25 protein-coding genes are annotated in these 23,234 nt (G+C 64.7%); 15 read left to right on the top strand and 10 right to left on the bottom strand.

Features of this window, described 5'->3' with window-relative positions:
* Positions 1 to 40 precede the first annotated feature (40 nt).
* Together QSV46_RS36185 and pncA are read right to left on the bottom strand one after the other, a co-directional pair.
* Positions 41 to 1,156 (bottom strand): alpha/beta fold hydrolase, encoded by a 1,116-nt coding sequence (locus QSV46_RS36185; protein WP_314963052.1) that lies wholly within the window; start codon positions 1,154 to 1,156, stop codon positions 41 to 43.
* 16 nt (positions 1,157 to 1,172) lie between these two features.
* A complete protein-coding gene (gene pncA, locus QSV46_RS36180) occupies positions 1,173 to 1,799 on the bottom strand; it encodes a bifunctional nicotinamidase/pyrazinamidase (protein ID WP_314963049.1) in 627 nt (208 codons plus the stop codon).
* 230 nt (positions 1,800 to 2,029) lie between these two features.
* Here pncA and glk point away from each other — a divergent pair, with 230 nt between their 5' ends.
* Both glk and QSV46_RS36170 read left to right on the top strand, forming a co-directional pair.
* On the top strand, positions 2,030 to 3,016 hold the full coding sequence (gene glk, locus QSV46_RS36175) for a glucokinase (protein ID WP_314963090.1): 987 nt from the start codon (positions 2,030 to 2,032) through the stop codon (positions 3,014 to 3,016).
* 138 nt (positions 3,017 to 3,154) lie between these two features.
* A complete protein-coding gene (locus tag QSV46_RS36170; RefSeq protein ID WP_314963046.1) occupies positions 3,155 to 3,358 on the top strand; it encodes a hypothetical protein in 204 nt (67 codons plus the stop codon).
* A 163-nt stretch (positions 3,359 to 3,521) separates the two neighbouring features.
* On the opposite strand, the gene QSV46_RS36165 is transcribed toward QSV46_RS36170, so the two are convergent.
* Positions 3,522 to 3,899: a response regulator gene (locus tag QSV46_RS36165; RefSeq protein ID WP_314963042.1), complete on the bottom strand. Its 378-nt coding sequence runs from the start codon at positions 3,897 to 3,899 to the stop codon at positions 3,522 to 3,524.
* A gap of 111 nt (positions 3,900 to 4,010) precedes the next feature.
* Positions 4,011 to 4,817, bottom strand: a complete 807-nt coding sequence (locus QSV46_RS36160) for a Spy/CpxP family protein refolding chaperone (RefSeq protein WP_314963040.1) — start codon at positions 4,815 to 4,817, stop codon at positions 4,011 to 4,013.
* Positions 4,818 to 5,304: 487 nt separating this feature from the next.
* Here QSV46_RS36160 and QSV46_RS36155 point away from each other — a divergent pair, with 487 nt between their 5' ends.
* The 6 genes from QSV46_RS36155 (at position 5,305) to QSV46_RS36130 (ending at position 11,425) form a co-directional block, all read left to right on the top strand.
* Positions 5,305 to 6,645, top strand: coding sequence for an ABC transporter substrate-binding protein (locus tag QSV46_RS36155; protein ID WP_314963037.1), 1,341 nt, complete (start codon positions 5,305 to 5,307; stop codon positions 6,643 to 6,645).
* Positions 6,646 to 6,777: 132 nt separating this feature from the next.
* Positions 6,778 to 7,716 carry a sugar ABC transporter permease gene (locus tag QSV46_RS36150; RefSeq protein ID WP_314963036.1) on the top strand — a complete coding sequence of 313 codons (939 nt, stop codon included), beginning with the start codon at positions 6,778 to 6,780 and terminating at the stop codon, positions 7,714 to 7,716.
* Positions 7,716 to 8,627: a carbohydrate ABC transporter permease gene (locus QSV46_RS36145; protein ID WP_314963033.1), complete on the top strand. Its 912-nt coding sequence runs from the start codon at positions 7,716 to 7,718 to the stop codon at positions 8,625 to 8,627. Before QSV46_RS36150 ends, QSV46_RS36145 begins: the two co-directional genes overlap by 1 nt.
* A gap of 6 nt (positions 8,628 to 8,633) precedes the next feature.
* Positions 8,634 to 9,734, top strand: a complete 1,101-nt coding sequence (locus QSV46_RS36140) for a sn-glycerol-3-phosphate ABC transporter ATP-binding protein UgpC (RefSeq protein WP_314963030.1) — start codon at positions 8,634 to 8,636, stop codon at positions 9,732 to 9,734.
* Positions 9,735 to 9,768: 34 nt separating this feature from the next.
* Entirely contained in the window at positions 9,769 to 10,758 is a 990-nt protein-coding gene (locus tag QSV46_RS36135) for a hydroxyacid dehydrogenase (RefSeq protein ID WP_314963028.1), read from the top strand.
* Between the two features lie 169 nt (positions 10,759 to 10,927).
* Positions 10,928 to 11,425: a hypothetical protein gene (locus QSV46_RS36130; protein ID WP_314963025.1), complete on the top strand. Its 498-nt coding sequence runs from the start codon at positions 10,928 to 10,930 to the stop codon at positions 11,423 to 11,425.
* Positions 11,426 to 11,580: 155 nt separating this feature from the next.
* On the opposite strand, the gene QSV46_RS36125 is transcribed toward QSV46_RS36130, so the two are convergent.
* A complete protein-coding gene (locus tag QSV46_RS36125) occupies positions 11,581 to 12,078 on the bottom strand; it encodes a DUF1993 domain-containing protein (protein ID WP_314963088.1) in 498 nt (165 codons plus the stop codon).
* Between the two features lie 113 nt (positions 12,079 to 12,191).
* On the opposite strand from QSV46_RS36125, the gene QSV46_RS36120 reads away from it, so the two are divergent.
* The 4 genes from QSV46_RS36120 (at position 12,192) to QSV46_RS36105 (ending at position 15,089) form a co-directional block, all read left to right on the top strand.
* Positions 12,192 to 12,974 (top strand): transporter substrate-binding domain-containing protein, encoded by a 783-nt coding sequence (locus QSV46_RS36120; RefSeq protein ID WP_314963022.1) that lies wholly within the window; start codon positions 12,192 to 12,194, stop codon positions 12,972 to 12,974.
* A 10-nt stretch (positions 12,975 to 12,984) separates the two neighbouring features.
* Entirely contained in the window at positions 12,985 to 13,485 is a 501-nt protein-coding gene (locus QSV46_RS36115) for a hypothetical protein (RefSeq protein ID WP_314963020.1), read from the top strand.
* Between the two features lie 186 nt (positions 13,486 to 13,671).
* Positions 13,672 to 14,553 carry a DUF2147 domain-containing protein gene (locus QSV46_RS36110; protein ID WP_314963018.1) on the top strand — a complete coding sequence of 294 codons (882 nt, stop codon included), beginning with the start codon at positions 13,672 to 13,674 and terminating at the stop codon, positions 14,551 to 14,553.
* Between the two features lie 185 nt (positions 14,554 to 14,738).
* Positions 14,739 to 15,089: a hypothetical protein gene (locus QSV46_RS36105; RefSeq protein ID WP_314963014.1), complete on the top strand. Its 351-nt coding sequence runs from the start codon at positions 14,739 to 14,741 to the stop codon at positions 15,087 to 15,089.
* Positions 15,090 to 15,233: 144 nt separating this feature from the next.
* Here QSV46_RS36105 and QSV46_RS36100 read toward each other — a convergent pair whose 3' ends face one another.
* Complete coding sequence (locus QSV46_RS36100; RefSeq protein WP_314963011.1) at positions 15,234 to 15,638, bottom strand: cupin domain-containing protein; 405 nt, start codon at positions 15,636 to 15,638, stop codon at positions 15,234 to 15,236.
* 16 nt (positions 15,639 to 15,654) lie between these two features.
* Positions 15,655 to 16,353 carry a ribonuclease activity regulator RraA gene (locus QSV46_RS36095; RefSeq protein ID WP_129275559.1) on the bottom strand — a complete coding sequence of 233 codons (699 nt, stop codon included), beginning with the start codon at positions 16,351 to 16,353 and terminating at the stop codon, positions 15,655 to 15,657.
* A gap of 248 nt (positions 16,354 to 16,601) precedes the next feature.
* Here QSV46_RS36095 and pxpB point away from each other — a divergent pair, with 248 nt between their 5' ends.
* The 3 genes from pxpB to QSV46_RS36080 are packed head-to-tail and all read left to right on the top strand — an operon-like array spanning position 16,602 to position 19,170.
* Positions 16,602 to 17,333, top strand: coding sequence for a 5-oxoprolinase subunit PxpB (gene pxpB / locus QSV46_RS36090; RefSeq protein ID WP_314963007.1), 732 nt, complete (start codon positions 16,602 to 16,604; stop codon positions 17,331 to 17,333).
* A complete protein-coding gene (locus QSV46_RS36085; RefSeq protein WP_314963004.1) occupies positions 17,330 to 18,367 on the top strand; it encodes a biotin-dependent carboxyltransferase family protein in 1,038 nt (345 codons plus the stop codon). The genes pxpB and QSV46_RS36085 overlap by 4 nt, the downstream gene beginning before the upstream one ends.
* A gap of 32 nt (positions 18,368 to 18,399) precedes the next feature.
* Entirely contained in the window at positions 18,400 to 19,170 is a 771-nt protein-coding gene (locus QSV46_RS36080) for a 5-oxoprolinase subunit PxpA (protein ID WP_314963001.1), read from the top strand.
* Here the strand turns inward: QSV46_RS36080 and QSV46_RS36075 are convergent, their stop codons facing one another.
* The 3 genes from QSV46_RS36075 to QSV46_RS36065 all read right to left on the bottom strand — a co-directional run bounded on the left by QSV46_RS36075 (position 19,171) and on the right by QSV46_RS36065 (position 23,013).
* The gene (locus QSV46_RS36075; protein ID WP_314962999.1) at positions 19,171 to 19,323 is read right to left on the bottom strand and encodes a hypothetical protein; all 153 of its coding nucleotides are present in this window, start codon (positions 19,321 to 19,323) and stop codon (positions 19,171 to 19,173) included.
* A gap of 292 nt (positions 19,324 to 19,615) precedes the next feature.
* Entirely contained in the window at positions 19,616 to 21,235 is a 1,620-nt protein-coding gene (locus tag QSV46_RS36070; protein WP_314962997.1) for a sulfite reductase subunit alpha, read from the bottom strand.
* Positions 21,232 to 23,013, bottom strand: coding sequence for a NirA family protein (locus QSV46_RS36065; RefSeq protein ID WP_314962996.1), 1,782 nt, complete (start codon positions 23,011 to 23,013; stop codon positions 21,232 to 21,234). The genes QSV46_RS36070 and QSV46_RS36065 overlap by 4 nt, the downstream gene beginning before the upstream one ends.
* Positions 23,014 to 23,234 lie beyond the last annotated feature (221 nt).

The raw sequence follows: 23,234 nt of genomic DNA, 5'->3' as shown, positions 1-23,234 counted from the left end.
ATGTATAACCGATTTGCGCGTTCGGCCGCCCCTGGCCAAGTCAGGCGCTGCGGGCCAGCACGCCGGAGAGATCGTCGCGCAGCCATTCGGCGATCCGGGGCCAGGCATGGGCGTGGGTGTGCGCCCCCATGAACAGGCCGAGATGATTACTGGGCTCGGAGGCCGCCGCGATGAAGGCCGGCGGCGTGCCGAGCAGACCGGCGGTGGCCAGTGCCTGCGCAGCCGGCACGACGTTGTCGCCGAGCCCCGCCAACAAGAAGACGGGCGCCTTGACGTCCTTCAGATGGATCTTCCGACCGAGGGCCGTGAAGTTTCCGCTGGCGATCCGGTTCTCCCGAAAAATCCAGTTGACGATCTCCAGATAATAGGTGCCGGGCAGATTGAGCGTCTCGGTATTCCAGCGGTCGAACCGTGCGAGCAGTGCTGCGCCCTCCTCGTCCGAGATATCCTTCTGCAACGCCGCCGCGATATCCTCGCGGCTCGGCGCCTTCGACCAGAGGCGCAGCATCTCCTCGCCGCTGACATTGCCGCCGCCGCGCGCGACGAGCTGGTCGTAAACCGCCGCGGGCGTGCTACGCGCCAGCCGCGACAGCGCAGAGTCAATCGAGAGGTCAACGGGCGCACCTGCTAGCACCAGCCGCCGTACCTTGGCGGGAAAGCGCGCGGCATAGAGCAGCGACAGCCAGCCGCCTTGGCACAGGCCGACGAGATCGACCGGCGCGCCGATCTCGTCGATAGCGACGTTGAGATCGCCAAGATAGCTATCGATCGAGAGATAGCGCATGCCAGGTGCGGCCGAACGCCAATCGGTGAGATAAACCCGTTCGATGCCACCCTCTCGCAGGGATTGCACCACGCTGTGGCCGGGCGCGAAATCTGCAATCAGGGCACGATGCAGCGCATAGGGCGCACAGACCAGGGCCGGGTGGCCGGACCGCGCCCGCGTACAATCGCGCAGACGCATGGTCGTGAGCTCCAGCGCGACGGCATTCGGCGTCGTCCACGACAGCGCGCTGTCGGCCGACTCCGGCGAGCCGCGATCGATCCACCAGAAACAGGCGTCCATCGCGAGCCGTGCCGCCGCGAACGGCCACAGCAGCGGATCATCCGGGGAATGCTCCGGTCCGCCCTGCCGTTTGCCGCTGTTTCCCACCATCGCTATCCCGCAATCCTCACAGGAACGCTTCGAGGCTGACGACCGAGATGCTGCGCTCGCGAAAACTCCGGTGGGTCGCGGCCACGGAGCCGTCGAGATCGATGCCACGGCATGCGTCCTCGATGACCGCGACCTCGAAGCCGGCCTTTCGGGCATCCTCCGCCGAGAAGCGGACGCAGAAATCCAACGCCAGGCCGGCAATGAACACGGTCTTCAACTCGCGTTCGTGCAGGTATCCGAGCAAGCCCGTCGGCGTCTTGCGGTCGTTCTCGAATAGCGCGGAATAGGAGTCGATGCCCCGGCGAAAGCCCTTGCGCACCACAAGGTTCGCCCTGGCGACGTCGAGCCCCGCGTGGAATTCGGCGCCCGCCGTGCCCTGCACGCAGTGTGTCGGCCACAGCACCTGGGTGCCGTAGTCGAGCTCGATGGTCTGGAACGGTTGCTTGCCCGCATGATTCGGCGCGAAGGAGACGTGGTCCCCCGGATGCCAGTCCTGGGTCAGCACGACATTGGTGAATTTTTGGGCGATCCGGTTGATGGCGGGGACGACCTTCTCACCGCCTGGGACGGCAAGCGCTCCACCGGTGCAGAAATCGTTCTGCACGTCGATCACCAGCAGCACGTCGCGGTCGGAAATCTTCATTGCAAGGTCCCAATTCCGCCCTGCGGCGCGACAGGCACCGGAGCGCTCCCGTCCAATGTCGATCTTCCCGCGCCGCTTCGCAACCACCGACAATGCAACGGTTTGGCCTCGTCCGAGTTGACTAGGCTCGCCCAAGGACGGAATCTGGATACCGTCCGCAATCCTGCGGATCGGAATGGAGCGGAGGAAACGGTTCCCGCAAGCCTGCATGGCGCGGCAGCCACATGGTCATGACCATCGGCAAGACAGGACGAATTCTTCTCGCCGACATCGGCGGCACCAATGCGCGCTTCGCTCTGAGCCCGAGCGACTCGCGCAACGGCGATCCGACCGGCCCGATCGACTATGTGAAGGTCGCCGACTTCCCGACCGTTCGGGAGGCCATCACCGACGTTCTCGCCCGACAACCCGCGGGCGGGCCGCCCGCACGAGCCGTGCTGGCTGTCGCGGGACCCGTGACCAACAACCGCTGCGTCATGACCAACAGCCCGTGGGTCATCGACGGCAACGAGCTCCAGCCGGCCCTCGGCTTCGACAGCGTGCATGTGCTCAACGATTTCGAGGTGGTGGCGTGGTCCCTGCCGGCCTTGCAGCCCGCCGACCTGATCCCGCTCGGCGGGCAGGATGGCCTTCCCGGAGAGCCGCTGCTGGTGGTCGGCCCCGGAACCGGCTTTGGCGTCTCCTGTCTGGTCGAGCGCCATGGCGCACGACTCGCGGTCGTCACCGAGGCCGGGCACGCGACCTTGCCGGCGGAGAACGAGCGCGAAGAGCGCGTGATCGCGTGTCTGCGCAAGCGCCTCGGCCATGTCTCCATCGAGCGCGGCGCGCTCTCCGGCTTCGGGCTACAAAGTCTCTATGAAGCGCTGGCGGAGGTCGACGGCGCCCAGGTGCCGCACCGTGATGCGGCCGCCATCACCAAGGCGGCGCTGGAAGGAAGCTGCCAGGTCAGCCGCGCGACGCTGGACATGTTCTGCGCCGTCCTCGGCTCGGTTGCGGGTAATCTCGCCGTGACATTTGGCGCGCGCGGCGGCGTTTACATTGCCGGCGGCATTGCGCCGCGCTTTCCGGAGTTCCTTGCGGCCTCGGCCTTCCGCGCGCGCTTCGAGGCCAAGGGACGCTTCCAGGACTACTTGCGCAACATCCCGACCCGGCTGGTCACCAAGCCCGATGCGAGCTTCCTCGGCCTCAAGATGTTCGCCGACCACAATCCGGATTGAGGCGCGGGGCCTCGATCCAGTTCCAGTCATGCACAGCTGATGCATCGCACGCGCGGTTCCACGCAGGATCGTGCTTGCCCGTTTGCGTCCGATGAGAAACAATTCGCCGAGTGTGTGGCGTAGTTGCGGGGGCGTGACATGCGTAAGCAGGATCTGGGTTTCGACTATCACCGTTATCACCGCCTGTTGGCCGAGGCGGACGATGACGACAAGCGGCTGGCCCTGATCGAGCTCTTGATCGAGGAGAGGGCGCGCGATCGGCTGGCCGCGCAGCGCGCCTCGGATCGCGCGGCCATGACGGCCCACACCATCGCCACGGTGCTCAGGAACGGCCGCAACTGACACTTGCAGGGCTAACTGCCACTCGCGCCAACGCGCGGCCGATTGCGATTCCGTTAACGATCCATCGAAAGCTCGCGGCCTGGTCGCCTCGTTCGGCCTGATCTGCCGCAGATTCCTTCGCGAAATGGCCGCGCCTCACGGGCGGCCGTTTTCGTTGGCGATATCAGTGAGGAGCTTTGGCAATCGCGTCCGGAAACAACGAGTCGATCATCATCTTGAGCTGATCGACCGAAATCGGCTTGCGCAGGATCGGGCGGCGCCGAAGCAGAGACGGCAGCAGCTCCGGCCCGTAGCCGGTGGCGAACAGAAACGGCTTTCCGCGGCGCTCGATCAGGTCGGCGACGGGATCGACGTAAAGACCCTTCAGATTGATGTCGAGGATGGCGAAATCGTATTGCGCGGTCATCGCAAAGGCGCTCGCGTCCCGGACATTGTCCGCTTCCGCAACGACATGGTGGCCGAGTTCCTCCACCATGTCGGCGATCATCATCCGGATCAACGCCTCGTCTTCGACCAGGAAAACGGAGAGTCCGTCCGCCATATCAACCCCGCACTCAGCTTGCGAAGCTAAGCATAACCGAAATGCGGAGAGGATTCACGAATTCGTGGCGGGTGCCGTTAATTCGGACGCCCGCTGTCGGATTCAACTTGATCAATCCAGCCCGCGCTCGTGGCTGAGGCGCACCATCTCCTGGATGAAGACCTGCTTCTGCTTGTCGTCGAGGCTCGAATAAAGCGGTTCGGCGGCATCGGCGACGTTGCGCTGGTCGGCGGCGCGGTCGATCAGGAATTGCGACTCGTTGCGCATCTGCTCGATGATATCGTCCGGCGGGTCTCGCTTGGCCCGGGCAACCCGCAGGTTGAGCCGCTCCGCGCCATTATGCCCCAGATAGTGCATGGCGCTCGAGAAGCCGAACCAGTGCTTCTCCTGCTCGGGCGTCAGGTTCAGTTCGGTCTTGATGCGCTCGATATAGGAATCGCTGTTGGCGACGATCTGCTCGGCGGTCTGTTGCGGCGCGCCGGGCTGGGTCAGGACGGTGACGTCCTTGCCCTTGTTGTCCTGAGGCGCGTTCTTGGCTTCCTTGGTCGCCTTGGCGCCTTTGCCCGCCTTTGCGGTCTCCTTGGCGCTCTTGGCATCCTTGTCCTTGCCGGCACCGGACTTGGAATCCTTGCTGGCGTCCTTGCTCGCATCCTTGGCCGCTGGCGGCGGCGCCTGGTTGCTATTGTTGTTGACGCCGAGCACACCGGTGAAGACGCCGACTACGCCGCCGATCGCACCGCCCAGCACCCCGCCGACGGGACCGGCCGCTTTGTTGCCGGCCGCGGCCCCCTCCTGAACGCCCTTGACCAGGCCTTGTGCATGCGCGACCGCGGCTGCGCCGAGCAGCAGCGCGAGCACGGAGCCCAGCGCGAACCACCACCGCAGGTGAAGCCGCGCAGGCGGCGCCGGGTTGATCATTCTGGTCTCCATCGTCGATCCGATCATCCTGTCCGGGTGGGAGCCACCCGCCGGTTGAAACTGTATCGTTTTCGCCACATCGAGGTCCAGACGCAGCCAATTGCTGTCCACGCCCGAAAACTGTTTCGCGCGAAGCGGTTATAGAGGCTTATTCGAAACTGCGGCGTAATTGCGCACGAGGATGTCCCGTGCTCGCGGCCCGAAGTGTGCGTCGCAAAATGAGCGGCGAAGGTTCACGTCCGGCACGCGTCGCGAGGCGACGCTACCGCGGTCCCGGACGCAACGTTAGTTCTAGACGGCGAGCCGTTCGGCTTCCTCGACAGACGCCATCAATCATGATCTGATCGCGCTACCAATTTGCTGCGCGTCGCACGATTTGGCGGCGCGACGGCATCAACAAGCAACGCCAACAAGAAACGCCAACGACAAAATCAAAACTCGGGAATGGAAACACCACAACAATAAAACACCCAAGCGAGGAAACGAGATGTCACGCAAGACACTGACGCGACGTCAATTTGTGGCTGCCACTGCAATGTCCTCCGCGGCGCTGATCACCGCGCCCTATGTCCGGGGCGCTTACGCCGCCGGCAAGATCTCGATCGGCTTCTGGGACCATTGGGTGCCCGGCGCCAACAATGCCTCCACCGCCCTCGTCAAGGAATGGGGCGAGAAGGAGAAGGTCGAAGTCTCGATCGACTACATCACCAGCAACAACAACAAGATCCAGCTCACAGTCGCAGCCGAAGCCCAGGCCAAATCCGGCCACGACATCCTGCAGATGCCGACCTGGTGGCCGCACGCCTACGCCGAAAATCTCGAGCCGCTCAACGACGTCATGGAGCCGCTCATCAAGCAGAACGGCGACGTCAACGGCACCGTCAAATATCTCGGCCAGGCCGGCGGCAAATGGCTCGCCATCCCCGCTACCCCGGGGAGCCAGATCAAGGGGCCCTGCTCCCGCATTGACCTCATGAAGAAGCACGCAGGCATTGACGTGCAGGAGATGTATCCGGTTGGGGGGCCACCAAAAGCCGACAACTGGACTCTGGACACATTCCTGAAGGCGGCCGAAGCCTGCCAGAAGGGCGGCGTCCCCTTCGGCATCGGACTTGGCGAAACCACCGACAGCGTCGACACGGCCGGTGCGATCTTCCAGTCGTTCGGGGCGGAGCTCGTCAACGCCAAGGGCGACGTCACCGTGAAGACCGACGCGGTTCGCCAGGCGCTCGAATACTACAAGAAGCTGATTGCCTTCCTGCCGCCCGACGCGCCGTCCTGGGATGACGCCTCGAACAACAAATGGCTGATCTCCGGTCGCGGCGCCATGATCCTGAATCCACCGAGTGCCTGGGCCGTCGCCAGACGCGACGCACCTCAGGTCGCCGAGCAGTGCTGGACCCACGGTTTCCCCGCAGGGCCAAAGGGGCGCTTCGCGCCCTACCTTCCTTATTTCTGGGGCCTCTGGAGCTTCAGCAAGAACAAGGAAGCCGGCAAGAGCCTGCTCGCGCATCTGTCACAGCCGTCATCGATCGAGAAATTCGTTGCGGCGAGCGGCGGCTACGATCTGCCCGCCTATGCCAACATGACGACGCTGAAGACCTGGGCGGAGGAAGGACCGCCGAAGGGCACGCTCTTCCACTATCCGAATCCCTACAATCATCAGACGCTGTCGATCGCGGCGTCTCCGGCGCCGCCCAAGATCGCGCAGCAGATCTACTTCCAGGCGACGCTGACCAAGATGGCGCTGCGTTTTGCGCAAGGCGAGAAGATGGAGACCACGCTCGCCTGGGCAGAGGGCGAGTGCGAGGGCTTCATGAGGAGCTAGCCGGGGGATGTGCCATGGCGGTTCACGCTTCGGCGTGAGCCGCTGGCGCAGCTCCAGGTTCCGGCCCTCCGCCACAGGAAGCCGACCGACGGGGCCGGCTTCGCGTTCGATATCCTTCAAGGAAGATCTGTCATGGCCGACGTCGTCGTTGAGCAAGGTCGCGTGGTTCGTGCGCCAGGCGCCCGCAAACGGACGAGTCTCCGCAAAGCGATGGGACGAAAATCGACGGCGGCGTTCCTGCTGACGCTGCCGCTGATCCTCCTGATTGCGCTGCTCGTGCTCTATCCTGCGATCTACTCCGTCCACCTCGCCTCCCTGAACAAGTCGATGCAGAAGTTCGTCGGCCTCGGTAATTTCACCTTCCTGTTCAAGCGCGACACGTTCTGGATGGTGGTGCAGCAATCCTGCATTTTCGCGGTCACCGCCGTGTTCTTCAAGGCGCTGATGGGCTTCATCGTCGCGCATTTCGTGCATAACATTCCGGCCAAGGGCCAGCGCAAATGGCGCGGCATGCTGCTGGTACCCTGGGTGATCCCGCCGGCGATGAGCACGCTGGCCTGGCTGTGGCTGTTCGATCCCTCCTACAGCGCGTTCAACTACACGCTCTCCTTCTTCGGTATCGGCCCCATCAACTGGCTTGGCGATACCGCGTGGGCGCGCTTCTCGGTCATTCTCGTCAACGTCTGGTACGGCGCACCGTTCTTCATGATCATGTATCTGGCGGCGCTGAAATCCGTACCCGACCAGCTCTACGAGGCCGCGGCGATCGACGGCGCCAATTGGTGGCAGAAAATCTGGCACATCACCCTGCCGATGATGCGCAACATCATCGCGATCACGACCCTGTTCTCGCTGATCGTCACCTTCGCCAATTTCGATATCGTCCGGATCCTGACGTCGGGAGGTCCGCTGGATCGGACCCACATCTTTGCGACCTGGGCCTTCAAGGTCGGCATCGAGGGCAGCGACATTCCGCTCGGCGCCAGCGTCTCGTTGTTCATGGTGCCGATCCTCGCGATCGCGGCGATCTTCATCCTTCGCGATGTCTCCAAACGCGGGAACGAAGCCTGATGAGCACGCTTGCAATCGACAAGGCCGGACCAACGCGCAAGGTCAAGCTTGGCAGCATGAGCCGCGACCGCACCTGGGCGCTGCGCTGGTCCTACTTCTTTCTCGCGTTGTTCGCGATCTTCTCGCTGACGCCGCCGCTCTACATGCTGATCACCTCGCTCAAGAGCAGCGCGGAGATTTCGGCTGCGACCAATCCCTGGTGGGTGTTCCACCCCACGCTGTCAAACTACGTCGAGCTTCTGACCTCGAACCAGTTCCTGCGCTTCTTCTGGAATTCGTCGATGGTGTCGATCGTGGTCGTGATCATCACGATGCTGATCAGCATCCCGTCGGCCTTCGCGCTGGCGCGAATGAAGTTCTGGGGCTCGACGACGCTCGCGACAGGGGTGTTCCTCACCTATCTCATTCCGGACAGCCTGTTGTTCATCCCGCTGTTCAAGATGCTCGCCGCGGTCCAGGACATTACCGGCATCACGCTGCTCAACCGCTGGTACGTGCTGCTGTTCGTCTATCCGACGCTGACGGTGCCGTTCTGCACCTGGATCATGATCGGCTATTTCGCCTCGATCCCGAAGGAACTCGATGAAGCCGCCATCATCGATGGCGCCTCGTGGCTGCAAACCCTGACCCGGATTTTCATTCCCGTGGCGCTGCCCGGGCTGATCGCGGCGACGATCTTCGCCTTCACGGTGTCCTGGGCGCAGTTCCTCTATCCCCTGGTCTTCACCACGTCGATCGACCAGCTCGTGCTGCCGGTCGGCATCACCACCACGCTGATCAAGGGCGACGTGTTCAATTGGGGACAGATCATGACCGGCGCGCTGCTCGGCGCCGCGCCGCCGCTGATCATCTACGCATTCCTGATGGACTACTACATTGCCGGCCTGACCGCCGGCGCGACAAAGGGTTGATGTCTCATGGCTGACGTTGCATTGCGGAAGGTGGTCAAGCGTTACGACGATGTCGAAGCCGTGCGCGGCATCGACCTCGACATCGCCGACCATGAGTTCATCGTGTTGGTCGGGCCTTCCGGCTGCGGCAAGTCGACGACGCTGCGCATGATCGCAGGCCTCGAGGACATCAGCGACGGCGACATCATGATCGGCGGCGACGTCGTCAACGATGTGCCGCCGAAGGACCGCGATATCGCGATGGTGTTCCAGAACTACGCACTCTACCCGCACATGACGGTCGCCGAGAACATGTCGTTCGGGCTGCGGCTGAAGCACTACCCGAAGGCCGAGATCAAGGCGCGGGTCACGGAAGCCGCCCGCCTACTCGACATCACCGAGCTGATCGACCGCAAGCCGAAGCAGCTCTCCGGCGGCCAGCGCCAGCGCGTCGCCATGGGCCGGGCCATCGTGCGCAATCCGAAGGTCTTCCTGTTCGACGAGCCGCTGTCCAATCTCGACGCCAAGCTGCGCGTGCAGATGCGGATCGAGATCAAGAAGGTGCACCAGAAGGTGCGCACCACGACGGTCTATGTCACCCACGACCAGGTCGAGGCGATGACGCTGGCCGATCGCGTGGTGGTGATGAACAAGGGGCGGATCGAGCAGATCGGCACACCGAACGAGCTCTACCACAAGCCGGCAACGCGCTTCGTCGCCGGCTTCATCGGCTCGCCCGCGATGAACTTCATTCCATGCCGGCTCGAGGACGTCGGCGGCACGCTCCGGATCCGGCTCTCCGACCGCATCGCCTTCCCGCTGCCGCCGGCCCGCGCCGCCCGCTACAACGCGATGCCGCGCGAGGACAAGCTGCTGCTCGGCATCCGGCCCGAGCATCTCACCGAGTCGCATGCGCATCTGGGGCCGGGCGTCGAGACCTTCGACACCGTGCTCGATGTAACCGAGCCGATGGGGATGGAGACGCTGGTCTATTTCGGGCTCGACGGCACGCCGGTCTGCGGCCGCGTCGATCCCAATGCCGGCGCCAAGGACGGAGCTCCCATGCGTTTGGCGATGGACCTCAACAATATGCACCTGCTAAACGAGGCGACCGGCGCCGTGTTATGACGCCGGTCCAAGAAACTCGCGCAGGCAGGAGACGATGGCGACCAACAAGAAGAAGATTTTCGTTACGCAAACTTTGTCGCAAGGGGCACGCGCCCTCCTCACCCAGCGGGACGATATCGAGCTCGTCGAGTTTCCCAACCTGATCTCGGCGAAGGATTTCGAGGCGTTGCTGAAGAGCCATGCGCCGGTCCACGGCGTGGCGCTCGGCGCCACCGCCTTCGGCGAGACCGAGCTCGAAGCGGCCAAGGACATGAAGGTGGTGACCCGCATCGGTGTCGGTTACGACGCCGTCGACGTGCCCGCCCTCTCCCGCCGCAAGGTGCCATTGATGATCGCGGGCAGCGCGAATTCGCCTTCGGTGGCGGAAGCGGCGCTGTTCATGATGCTGACGCTGGCCAAGCGCGCAAATGAGATGCACGCCTGCGTCAGGGACGGCAAATGGGCCGACCGGCTCGGCATGCTGCCGTTCGATCTCTACGGCAAGACCGTGCTGATCATCGGCTTCGGCCGCATCGGCTCCCGCACCGCCAAGCGATGCCTCGCGATGGACATGAACGTGCAGGTCTACGATCCCTACAAACCCGCCGCCGAGATCAAGGCCGCGGGCTGCGAGCCCGTCGCCGATCTCGATGCAGCCCTGCCCCAGGCCGACTGTGTCAGCATCCACTGCCCGAAGACGCCGGAAACCGTCGGCTTGTTCGATGCGGGGCGGATCGGCCGGATGAAGCCAAAGTCCTATCTCATCAACACCGCGCGCGGCGGCATCGTGAAGGAGGCCGCGCTGTACGACGCCCTGGTCTCAGGCAAGATTGCCGGTGCCGGCATCGATGTGTTCGAGGTGGAGCCGCCGCCGGTCAGCAACGCGCTGTTCGCGCTGCCCAACGTCATCATGGCTCCTCACGTTGCTGGCGTCACCGTCGAGGCGGTGAGCCGCATGAGCGAGCAGACGGCGCGCAACATCCTGAGTGTGCTGGACGGCGATCCGATCAAGCAGAACATCATCAATCAGGACGTGCTCGGCTGAGGAAATCCGAAGGCGGGCAGACAAGCCGCACGCCTTCGGAACGCCAGAATGCGTCCCATTTTGGTGCAGATCGAGCCCCAACTCAGCCTTAATCAAACCCGCGTAATAAGCCCGGCCGCGGCGGCAGTGGGACAGACTTGCCGACCGCGTCGAGCTGGAGGATGGACCCTTGTCAGAGATCGACCCGACCGACCACGCGCTGGCGACCATCGCCAGCATTTTGGAGCACCCCGAGCCCGTCCTCGTCGTCCGCGAGACCGAGACGGTGACCGTGACAGAAATGGTGCTTTCCGGTGAGCACGTGGCGGCCGACGAGCATGCGGTTGCCGACGAGCATCCGATTGTCGACGAGCATCCGGTGGTCGAGGAGCAGCCGCTGGTGCCGGAGCACACCGATGCCGACGGCTACAGCAAGGTCGGTCCCGGACCGATGGTGGCGATCCGCCTGAAATGGACCGTTCATCGCGGCGACGACGGCCAGTTCTACGTTCACGAGACCATCGGCGAACAATCCGCGCCCGTGGTCAGCGGCCCGATGACGAGCGAAGCCGCCGTGCACTTCGTCGATGCGCAGGAACACGAGGCACACCGCCGCTTCGAGCTGCTGCGCAGCGAGATCGCCGGCCGCAGCTCGCTCGCCGATTACGAGCGGAAGGGCGAAGCGTAAGAATTATCTCTCGCCCCAGGCCTCCGTACACCTCTCACGAAGGGAGAGGTCGGAGCGCATCGAAGATGCGATCCGGGTGAGGGCTTAAGGTCTCACTGCGCGTTGCGGCCCCTCACCCGACCTCTCCCCGCTGGGGAGAGGTAAACACCAAGCCGCTACCTCCTCCCGAGATAATCCTTCTTCACCAGCTCGACGCCGGCGTGCCGCAACAGGTCGTAGGCCGTCGTGACGTGAAAGAAGAACTGTGGGACGCTGAACGTCAGCAGCAGCGTCCGCCCGGTGAAGGGCAGCTCGGTGCCGTTCTTCAGCCTGAAGAAGACATTCTGCTCCGCCGCGGCATCGATCGCGGCGCGCGGCAGGCTCTCGATGAACTCGATGGATGTCGCGATGCGCGCCTGAAGCCCGGCCATGTCGTGCTCCAGCGCCGGCAGCGTCACCGGCTCGCACTGCGCCAGCAAGGCCGGCGCGACGGTGGCATGACGGCAGGCCTCGCCGATCTGCTGCGCCAGATCGTACATGTCCGGCGACAGCCGCATCCCGAGCAGGACCGTCGGGTTGAACTTGCGGGCCTCCGCATAGGCGACGCCCTTATCGAGCAGGACGGACAGGTTGCGCAGGTAAGGCACGAAGAGGCCGACCGAGGCCTCGTACATCGAAATCGTCACCTCAAGATTCCCTTCAATTCCGTCTCGCCAGGAACTGGCATCTGGTCTAAATCACATCTCAAGAGCTGCACAATGACAGCTCGGGCATGGGTAGAAAAGAGATGACCGTTCGAATCCTGACGGCTTTGGCCGTGGCACTGCTGGCGAACTTTTCGGCATATGCGCAGCAGCCGGTGCCCTCGCGCCTCGACGAGATCGTCAAGCGCGGCACATTGCGCGTCGGCATGACCGGCGACTACAAGCCCTTCACCCATCTCGACAAGGCGACCCAGCAATTCAGCGGCTTCGACGTCGACATGGCGGAATCGCTCGGCAAGGCGCTCGGCGTCAAGGTCGAATTCGTCCCGACGGCCTGGCCGAAGCTGATGAAGGATTTCGAAGCCGACCAGTTCGACATCGCCATGGGCGGCGTCTCGGTCACGCTCGACCGGCAGAAGAAGGGCCTGTTCTCGACGCCGATCATGCGCGAGGGCAAGACGCCGATCACCCGCTGCGCCGATGTCGGCAAGTACCAGACGCTTCCTGATATCGACAAGAAGGGCACCCGCGTGATCGTCAACCCCGGTGGCACCAACGAGCGCTTTGCGCGCGCCAACATCAAGGACGCCGACATCACCGTGTTCCCCGACAACACCGTGATCTTCGACGAGATCGCCAAGGGCAATGCCGACCTGATGATGACGGACGCCTCCGAGACCCGCTATCAGCAGAAGCAACACGCCGGCGTGCTCTGCGCGGTACACCCCGAAAAGCCGTTCGACTTCTCCGAGAAGGCCTACTGGCTCCAGCGCGACATGGCACTGAAGGCTTTCGTCGACCAATGGCTGCACATTTCCAGGGAAGACGGCAGCTACAGGAAAATCTACGCCGCCTGGTTCGACTAGCAGGCACATCATGCGCCTCATGATCGCGTTCGCTTCGGCGCTTGCCATGGCCGGGGCTGGCGCCGCATCCGGACAGACGCCGTTCACACCCGCGACCGGCCCTGCTTGCAAGGACGAATCCGGGGACGGGCTCAGTGTATGGACCTGTCCCGGCCCGGCCGGGTACGTGATACGTTTCGCCGACGAAGGCAACATCGTCTCGCTCACGATCGCGCCTAGGCGCTCGATCGAAAAGCTAGTGAAGCCGACGGCGCAATGGCGCGGTGCCGGCCAGGTGTTCGGCGACAAGGTCCAGTGGATCATGCGCTCCGGCGTCCCGAAGGCCGCCGTGATCCGCACCTGGAGCCGGGTCGGTGACGACGAGCGCGACGTCCAGGAACTCTCGGTGTTCGCGATCAATGGCGAGAAAGCCTGCCTCTTTGACGCAGTCGAGATTCACACCGACAAGGCCAACAAAGCCGCCCTCGCTCGCGCCGAGCAGGCCGCAAATTCGCGCTGTCCGGGGAAGTAGCTGGACGTCCGTCGCGGCAGCTGGTCGCATCCTGATCGTCCGTCCAACTCTGGACCGAGTTCGGCGTTATTGAACCCGAAACCGCCGGAGCGCGACTCATACGGACGACAGTGATCTAGATCACTTTTTGCGATCGAACCGGGGCGTAAGCGTCGGTTCGGGGACCACCTGTTCAGGAGATGCGAAATGAGGAAGCTGTTGGCTACGGCCGCATTCCTTTTGGCGAGCACAGCTGCCCAGGCGCAGTACACTTTCGAATATGGCGGGCGCACCATCCGCATCGATCCGGACCGCGGGACGGTGCAGATTCCCGGCGTCTACGACAATACCGGCCAGGGCAAGGCCAAGAAAGCCAAGAACGATACCAAGGGAACTCCGAAAGCGGACCCGGAACAGGCCAAGGCCGATCCGCAGACGCCGGCTAATCCCGCGCCGGCGCCCGCCCCCGTCGCCATGCCTCCGGCGGCCGAGCAGGCCCCTGTTCAAGCGCCCGTGGCCGCAGCGCCTTCGGCCCCGCCGGCACCTTCGGCCACCACCGCAAACAATGCTCCAGCCCAAGACGCGCTGGTGCCGCCGCCGCAACCCGCTCCGAGCGCAGCCCCGGTTGCCGCGGTGCCGCCCGCGCCGCCTCCGCCGCCTGCCCCGACAATAGCCGCTGCTCCGCCCGCGCCCCCGGCGCCGCCTCCCGCACCGGCGCCTGCCGCCGCACCCGTTCAGTCCCCCGCCGTCGCGCCACCGGCTCCCGCAGCCGCTCCGACGCGCGATCTCAACTCGCCGCTCGGCATCTGGCTGACCGAGGAGAAGGAAGGCAAGGTCCGCATCGAGCAATGCGGCAGCAATCTCTGCGGCTATTCGGTCGACAGCAAATCGAACCAGAACGGCGAACAGGTTTTGATCAACATGAAACCCGGCAAGGACCAAAAATGGTCCGGCCGCATCCTCGATCCCAACAGCGGCTCGACCTACGATTCCACGATCGCGATGAAGGGCACCGACCGCCTGCGCGTGCAGGGCTGCGCCTTTGGCGGCATGTTCTGCGGCGGCCAGACATGGACGCGTGTGAACTGAGGCGGGGTTCGACAGCCTGACGACGACAAGGGGCCCGTGATCCGGGCCCTTTGCTTTTCGCGTTGGGAGCCGTGTTGCCGCAAGGTGCGCCACCTCACGCAGAACCTGGTGCGCGTGACAGCCCTCACATCGCCGTTTCCGCGTCCATGACACGATCCCGCATGGTCAACCCACAGGGGCGTGTCATGAACGGCTTTCGCAAGTGTCTTTTCGCCACCATTGTCGCCGTTGCGTTGCCGGCAACCCAGGCCAGCGCAAGCACGTTCGACGGCGCATGGAATGTCCGGATCTCATCGTCGAGCCAGACCTGCGGCAACGGATCAACCGTCGCAATCGGCATCAACAACGGCCAGATCGCCTCGAGCAGTGCAATGGTGACGGCGTCGGGCCGCGTGGCGGATGCCGGCAGCATCAACGTCACCTTGAGCACCGGCATCAAGCGCGCCGTCGGCTTCGGTCGGCTCAGCGGCACCTCGGGCTCCGGCACCTGGCGCGGCGCCATGTGCACGGGAACGTGGACCGCCGAGCGGATGTAAGCTGTCGTGTCCCGGACAGGCAGCGACGCGAAGCGTTGCTGCACAGAGCCGGGACCCAGCAGTCTTGATGCCGTCAAAAGTTCTGGGCCCCGGATCGGCGACGCATCGCCACGGGGCGATGCGTCTTGTCCGGGGCACGCGACATTAGCCGACCGCCGCCCCGTACTCCGCGTCGCTCACCGGCTCCAGCCAGGTCGAGTAGACGCCGTCGAGCGCTTCCTGCATGGCGATATGGGTCATACCGTTGTTCGGCGACCCGCCGTGCCAATGCAGCTCGTTCGGTGGAATCCAGACGGTGTCGCCAGGACGGATTTCGATGACAGGCCCGCCTTTGGTCTGAACGCGCCCGACGCCCGAGATCACGTAGAGCGTCTGCCCGAGCGGATGGTGATGCCAGTTGGTGCGCGCGCCCGGCTCGAACGAGACGCGGGAGCAGTTCAGCCGTGCCGGCGCGGGCGCCATGATCACGGGGTCCTGCCACACAGTGCCTGTAAAGTTTTCCTTGGGCGCGCGGCGGGTCGGCCGCGTGCCTGCGACAGTGATCTCCATGGGGTCCTCGCTTCTGTTACTTCTTGCTGGCCGCGTAGCGCGCCTTGGTCTCGGCGTTCATGGGATACAGGCCCGGCAGCGCCGCGCCGTTGTTCACCTCGTTGACGATCCAGGCTTCCATCCGCTCCTGCTCGACGCCCTCATTGAGGACGTGGTCGAGCATCGCCTGTGGGATCAACACGCAGCCGTCCTGGTCGGCGACCACGATGTCGTTCGGGAACACGGCAACGCCGCCGCAACCGATCGGCTCGCCCCAGCCGACGAAGGTGAGGCCAGCAACCGATGGCGGCGCGGCATAGCCATCGCACCACACCGGCAGGTTGGTGCCGAGCGTCCCCTCGACATCACGCACCACGCCGTCGGTGACAAGCGCGGTGACGCCGCGCTTCATCATGCGCGCGCAGAGGATGTCGCCAAAAATGCCGGCATCGGTGATGCCCATGGCGTCCACAACGGCAATGCAGCCTTCCGGCATCGCCTCGATCGCGGTGCGCGTCGAGATCGGCGACGACCAGGATTCCGGCGTCGCCAGATCCTCGCGCGCCGGCACGAAACGCAGCGTGAAAGCCGGCCCGACCAGGCGCGGCAGGCCCGGGCGCAGCGGCCGCGCGCCGCGCATCCACACGTTGCGCAGACCCTTCTTCAGCAGGACCGTGGTGATGGTGGCAGTGGTGATGCCGGCGAGGGTCTTGCGGGCTTCGGGGGACAGCGACATGGAAACAGACGAGCTCCGGAGGGGCGGGAAAGAATGCGCGCATCTTGCGAGCCGGGCGCCTTGCGTCAAGGCCCAATAGGCCAACAAGCACGCAGGGCCGCAAGGCTGTTATGCGCCGCGATAACAAGGCTTTATCGTCACCCCTTGCATTAATTTATTGGACTTGCGGGTCCATTTACGCGAAGCAGGAGAAAAGCGGAACTCAAAGCTGAGCCCGCATGTCTTCAGAAGCCCGATTTCGACAGCCCATGGCCGCGACGCTTCCCCCGCCCCGCCTTCTGCCCAGTGGCGACAGCGCCGTCACGGTCGAGTTCAGCCGCACCATCGACGACGCCGCCAACGAGCGCGTGCTGGCGCTCGACAAGGCACTCGTTGCGGCGCCCATCGATGGCGTCACCGAGTCGGTGCCGACCTATCGCTCGCTGCTGGTGCATTACGATCCCGGCAGGATCGGCTTCGACGCGCTCGGCGACAAGCTGCTCGCGCTCGCCAGCCAGCCGCTGCCGCCGGCCACGACGGCGCGACGCTGGCGCGTTCCCGTCGCCTATGGCGGCGAGCACGGCATCGACCTCGAGGACGTCGCCAAGGCACTGAACACCACGCCGGACGACATCGTCGCCCGTCATGTCGGCGGCGACTATCGCGTCGCCATGATCGGCTTCACGCCGGGCTGGTCGTATCTCAGCGGCCTCGACAAATCCCTGCACATGTCGCGGCGCCAGAATCCGCGGCTGCTGACGCCCGCCGGCACGATCTCGATCGGCGGCGTCCAGGCTGGAATCCAGTGCCTGGCTGCGCCGAGCGGCTGGCACCTGCTCGGCCGCACGCCTGTCAGAACCTATCAGCTCCACCGCAATCCGACCTTTCTCACCGAACCCGGTGACCGCGTGACGTTTTTCGCCATCGACCACAAGACGTTCGAGGATCTCGACCGCGCCGCCGAGGCCGGCGAGATCATCGCCGAGCAGGTGGTCGCATGAGCCGGCTGGTCATCACCAGCATCGGCCCTGCAAGCTCCGTGCAGGACGGCGGCCGCCACGGCGCGCAGCGCTACGGCCTGACGGTGAGCGGCGCCATGGACCGTTTGTCGCTGGCGGCAGCGAACACGCTTGTCGGCAACGCGCCGTTCGCGGCTGCCGTCGAGATCGGCCCGTTCGGCGCGACATTCACGGCCAGGGACGGGGCCGTCCGCCTCGCCATTGCCGGCGCGCCGCGCAATGCAGACGTCGCCGGACGGCCGGTGGCCCTGGACACCTCGGTGACGCTGAAGGACGGCGAGACGCTGACACTCGGCTTCGCTCGCGGCGGTGCGTTCACTTATCTGGCGATCGAAGGCGGTATCAAGGGCGAGCCGGTGTTCGGCAGCCTTGCGGTCAATGCGCGCGCCGGTCTCGGCAGCCCCTACCCCCGCCCGCTTCAGGCTGGCGACGAATTCACGGTCGATGCCGCAAGCGGCGTGCCGGAGCTGCGCATCGAATTGCCGAAGCCTGCGACAGGTCCGATCCGCGTGCTGCTGGGGCCGCAGGACGACGAGTTCGACGAGGCCAATAAAGCGCTGTTCCTCGATAGCGAGTGGAAGATCTCGGCAACTTCCGACCGCATGGGCTACCGGCTCGAGGGACCCGCGATCAAGCATCTGCACGGCCACAACATCGTCTCGGACGGCACCGTCAACGGCAGCATCCAGGTGCCCGGCAACGGCGCGCCGATCGCGCTGATGATGGACCGCGGCACTTCGGGCGGTTATCCCAAGATCGCAACCGTGATCACGGCCGATGTCGGACGCCTCGCGCAGACCTCGGCGGGAACGGCGTTCCGTTTTCGCCAGGTCACCATGGCCGAGGCGCAGGACGAGGCGAAGAAGTTCGCGCAACTGATCCGGAACCTGCCCGATCGGCTGCGCTCCTCCGACACCGTCGAGCTCAACATCGAAGCCCTCAGCGACGCCAACGTTGCGGGTTATGCTGTGAGCGCCGTCGACGCTGGAACATGGCAAGTCACGGCGGAGCCCTGAACGACAAGACGACCAGAGGCGGAGAGTATCCCATGAAGACAGTCGATCTCAATTGCGACCTCGGCGAAGGTTTTGGCGCCTGGGAGATGGGCAACGACGCCGCGATGATCGAGCTGGCAAGCTCGGTCAACGTCGCCTGCGGCTTCCACGCCGGCGATCCCGATATCATGCGCCGGACCGTCGAGCTGGCGAAGGCGCGCGGCGTCTCGGTCGGCGCCCATCCCGGCTACCGCGACCTGCACGGCTTCGGCCGGCATCCGATCGCGGGCCTGAAGGCCTCCGAGATCGAGAACCTCGTCGCCTACCAGATCGGCGCGCTGCAGGCGATCGCGACCGTGGCCGGCCACAAGGTGACCCATGTGAAGGCGCATGGCGCGCTCTCCAACGTCGCCTGCGAGGACGACATGACCGCGAAAGCCATCGCCGCCGGCATCAAGGCGGTCGACCCCAGCCTGATCTTCGTCGTGCTCGCCAATTCCAAGCTGGTGAAGGCCGGTGAAGCGGCCAACCTGCCGATGGTGCACGAGGTGTTCGCCGACCGCGCCTATGAGGACGACGGCAACCTCGTCTCGCGCAAGAAGCCCGGCGCCGTGCTGCACGATGCCAAAGCGATCGCCGACCGCGTGGTGCGCATGGTGCAGGACGGCGCGGTGGTCTCCGTCACGGGCAAGATCATCAAGATGCGGACCGACACGGTCTGCATTCACGGCGACACGCCCGGCGCGGTCGAGATCGCGCGCGGCCTGCGTCAGGCATTGAAGGCTGCGGGGATCGAGGTCGCGCCGTTCAAGCGCGGGACGTGATCAGAACGGGTGCACCGAGAGCGTGCCGAACACAATGGCGGCAATGAGCGCGAACGCGCTGTAGAGCGCAACATGATGGGCACTCGCCCGGGTCCGCTGCGAGAGCGAGCGCGCGTAGAAGTGCAGCCTGGCTTCCGCCGATAGTTCGCGCATGGTCGATCTCCAACGCCCCATTTGCGGATTATGAAGGGTCAACCCCGGCGGGAGGCAAGACGGCCGCGGAAATAGCGATGAGGCTTCTCTACGGGCGCCCCGTCGCAGGCGCAAATTCTCCTGACCCGCAGGTTCCGAGAATCTTATTCGCTAAGATTCGAGAGGATTGGAACTGGATCGGGGCGTCTAACCAAAAATGTCGAAAACAACCCCATGCACAGTAGAAGCCGGCTCTCGGCGTGACGCCCGGCGGTTGTGCCGCCGGGACGATTTACGCTGATCCCGGCACGCATTAATAGACGTCAGCCTGGAAGCGGCCGGTCTTCTTGAGCTCGGCGACGAAACTGACGGCCTCGTCGGTCGACCGCGCCCCGAACTGGGCGACGATGTCGACCAGCGCGCGCTCCACGTCCTTGGCCATGCGCTTGGCATCGCCGCAGATGTAGAGATGCGCGCCCTCGGCGAGCCACGTCCACAATTCACGGCCGACCTCGCGCATGCGGTCCTGCACGTAGAACTTCTTCTCGCCGTCGCGCGACCAGGCCAGCGACATGCGCGTCAGCAGGCCCGAGGTCTTCATCGCGTTGAGCTCGTCCTGGTAGAAGAAGTCGCAATCGCTGCGCTGGTGGCCGAAGAACAGCCAGTTCTTGCCGGGCGCGCCGGTCGCCTTGCGGTCGAGCAGGAAGGCGCGGAACGGCGCAATGCCGGTGCCGGGACCGATCATGATGATCGGCGTCTTCGGGTCCTGCGGCAGGCCGAAATTGTGCGCCTTCTGCACATAGACCTTCAGCTTCTCGCCCTCAGCGATGCGCTCGCCGAGAAAGGTCGAGGCGACGCCGATGCGCTTGCGCTTGCCGATGACGTAGCGGACGGAGTCCACCGTCAGCGACAGTTTTCCGGGCGTGGCGTTGTGCGAGGACGAGATCGAGTAGAGCCGGGGCTGAAGCGGCTCCAGCGCCTCGACGAAGGCTTCGGGATGCGGCCGCATGCCGGAAAACTTCTGGAGCGCCGCCATGACGTCGAGGGTGGCGGCATCGCCATCGGGATCCTCGCCCTGCGCCAGCGCCCGCGCCTTCTCGCGCAGCGCGCCGCCGGTGATGAAGGAGACCAGCTCGAACAGCGTGTCGGGCGCGGGCGACAGCGACACGTCGTCGATCAGCACCTCCCGCAGCGTCTTGCCGTTGACTTTGGTGGTGTGGGAGGCGCCGAGCAGCGCGATGATCTGGTCGACAAGGCCGACCTCGTTGCGCGCGAACACGCCGAAGCTGTCGCCGACGACGTAGTCGAGCTTGCTCTCGGCGAGATCGAACTCGACGTGATAGGTCTCCTTCTCCGACTTGCCCTTGTTGAGAAGGCGGCGCGACAGGAAGGTCGCAGCAACGGGGTTGTCGCGCGAGCGGCCCGGCTCGGCGATCGTCACCGTCACGGCGGGAGCTGCCACCGCGTCCTGCTTGTCGGACGCTTTGTTGGTCACCTTGGCCGCCGGCGCCTTGTCCAGCTCCTCGTACAGCGACTTCAGCATCCGCGCGGTTTCCTTGCCGCCGGGGACGCAAAGGTTGAGCCGCGCCTCGCTGCGGCTCGCGATCGCCTCCGAATAGTCGTGGCAATTGTAGCCGCACTGGCCGCAATCCTGCTGCGCCATCGCCGCCATCAACTTGCGGCGCACGGGTCGTCCCTCGGCGAGCTTCATCCGGTCGGCAATCGGCATGGTCTGGTCGTGCCATGGCGCTTCGCCGTCATCGCCGTCACCGGCTTGCATCACGGCGGTGCCCTGCTCCGCCGACAGCGGCGTTGCCGCATCAGGTGACAGCAGCCCGGCAAAGAAGCCGTTGAGCCAGGACCGCTGCGCGTCGGAGAACGGCGCGCTGGCGGGAATGATATCGAGCTTGGGCGGAGGCGTGATCTGGTTCATGCGGACACCTGTGCATCGGCAAGCTTGCGCAGCGTCTCGCCGTCATGGCGGCGCGCAAAGGACAGGAAAGTTTCGTCGGCAGACGAGCGATGGGCGATGTAGGCCTTGAGCAGTCCTTCGACCGTCTTCGGCGCGTCTTCGGCCTTGAGGTCATGATAGACCTCCTGCCCGACATCGGCGTCGGGGCCGAACCCGCCGCCGGTGAAGAGGTGATAACCCTCCACCGTGTCCTCCTCGTTTACCGGCACCCTTGCGCCGATCAGGCCGATGTCGCTGATGTAGTGCTGCGCGCAGGAGTGGTGACAGCCGGTGACGTGGATGTTGACCGGCTTGTCCATCGCGACGCGCGGCTCGCACCAGTCGCCGATCTCGGCGGCGTGGCGCTTGGTGTTCGACGCGGCGAAGCGGCAACCGGCATTGCCGGTGCAGGCGATCAGGCCGGCGCGGATATGCGAGGCTTCGACCGCAAGCCCGATCTGATTGATCGCCGCAATGGCAAGCTCGACATTCTCGTCGCGCACGCCTGATATCAGCAGGTTCTGCCAGACGGTCAGGCGGATATCCCCGTCGCCGAGATCCCGCGCGACCTTGGCGAGGCCCCGCATCTGATCGCAGGTGAGCTTGCCGAGCGTCAGCGAGACGCCGATCCAGTTGAGCCCGTCCTGCTTCTGCTTGTGCACGCCGACATGCGCCATCCGGTCCGCAGCGGGCCGCGGCGCAAACGCCTCTTCCGGCACGCGGGTGAACGGCGTCTTCAACCGCTCCTCGACCAGCTTGAGGAAGCCGTCATGGCCCATGGCGTCGAGCACGTATTTCAGCCGCGCCTTGTTGCGGTTGGTGCGGTCGCCATGCTCGATGAACGTGCGCACGATGGCATCCGCAACGGCGGTCGCCTGCTCCGGCTTGACCACGATGCCCGAGTACTTTGCAAAATCCTTGTGGCCAGTGATGCCACCGAGGCCGAGGCGGAACCAGACCCCGGGCTCGACGCCGAAGCCGTCCTTCACCTCATAGGCCGTGAATGCGATGTCGTTGGTCTCCTCGAGCACCGCGACCCTGCCGGCGCCGTCGAAGGCGACGTTGAACTTGCGCGGCAGTCCATACAGCGAGCGATCGTTGAGGATGTGGTAGTGCCACTCGCGCGCATAGGGCCGCGTGTCTATCAGCTCCTGCGGATCGATGCCGGCGGTCGGCGTGCCCGTGACGTTGCGGATGTTGTCGGCGCCGGAGCCGCGCGAGCACAGGCCGAGGTCCTGGATGCCCTCGATCAGCTTGATCGCGTTCTTCGGCGGGATCTCGCGGAGCTGGAGATTGGCGCGCGTCGTGGCGTGGCTGTAGGGACCACAGAGCTCGTCGGCGAGATCGGCAAGGCCGGACAGCTGCCAGTGCTTCATGATGCCGTTCGGAATGCGCAGCCGGCACATGTAGGAGTCCTGCGTCGGCGCGACGTAGAAAATGCCGTAATAACGCCAGCGGAAATTGTCCGCCGGACTTGGCGGCGCGTTGTCGATGGCCTGCTGGCGCAGCCGCGGATAGGCATCGAATGGATGCTCGTCGCGCTTGAACTTCTCCTGGTCGGCGAGCTTCTTGCCCGACGCAATGACCTTGTCCTGCGCCTTGAGGTGCACGGCATCGGGGCCGGTCGGCTCGGCATTGGCCTTGCCGGCGCCACCGCCAAGACCTCGACCGACGCGGCTGATCTGCAAGCCGGTCGTGAAGCCCTCGAGGTAGCGTTTCTGGTCGTCGGTAAAGTCGACTGAGAGTGTGTCGATTTTCATGGTCGGTAACGAAGCTCCTGCGGCCACCTCGGTGGTATCGACGGAAAAGTGCACGACCCGCGAGGCACTCGGCTGGCTCGAGAGCCCGCTTTGCACCCAACGGTCCGGTCAGCTTCGTTGCTGCGTGACTCGGCTCAGCAGGCATCTGTGACATGCTGGCCGCAGTGCAACATTCAAGTTGCGTGCCAGCTTCGAGGAATTTTAAAGTGAAGCAATTTCAA

The sequence above is a fragment of the Bradyrhizobium cosmicum genome, assembly GCF_032290525.1.
GTDB lineage: Bacteria > Pseudomonadota > Alphaproteobacteria > Rhizobiales > Xanthobacteraceae > Bradyrhizobium > Bradyrhizobium cosmicum_A.
The sequence above is the reverse complement of the archived record's forward strand: the minus strand, read 5'-3'. Positions and strand labels throughout refer to the sequence as shown.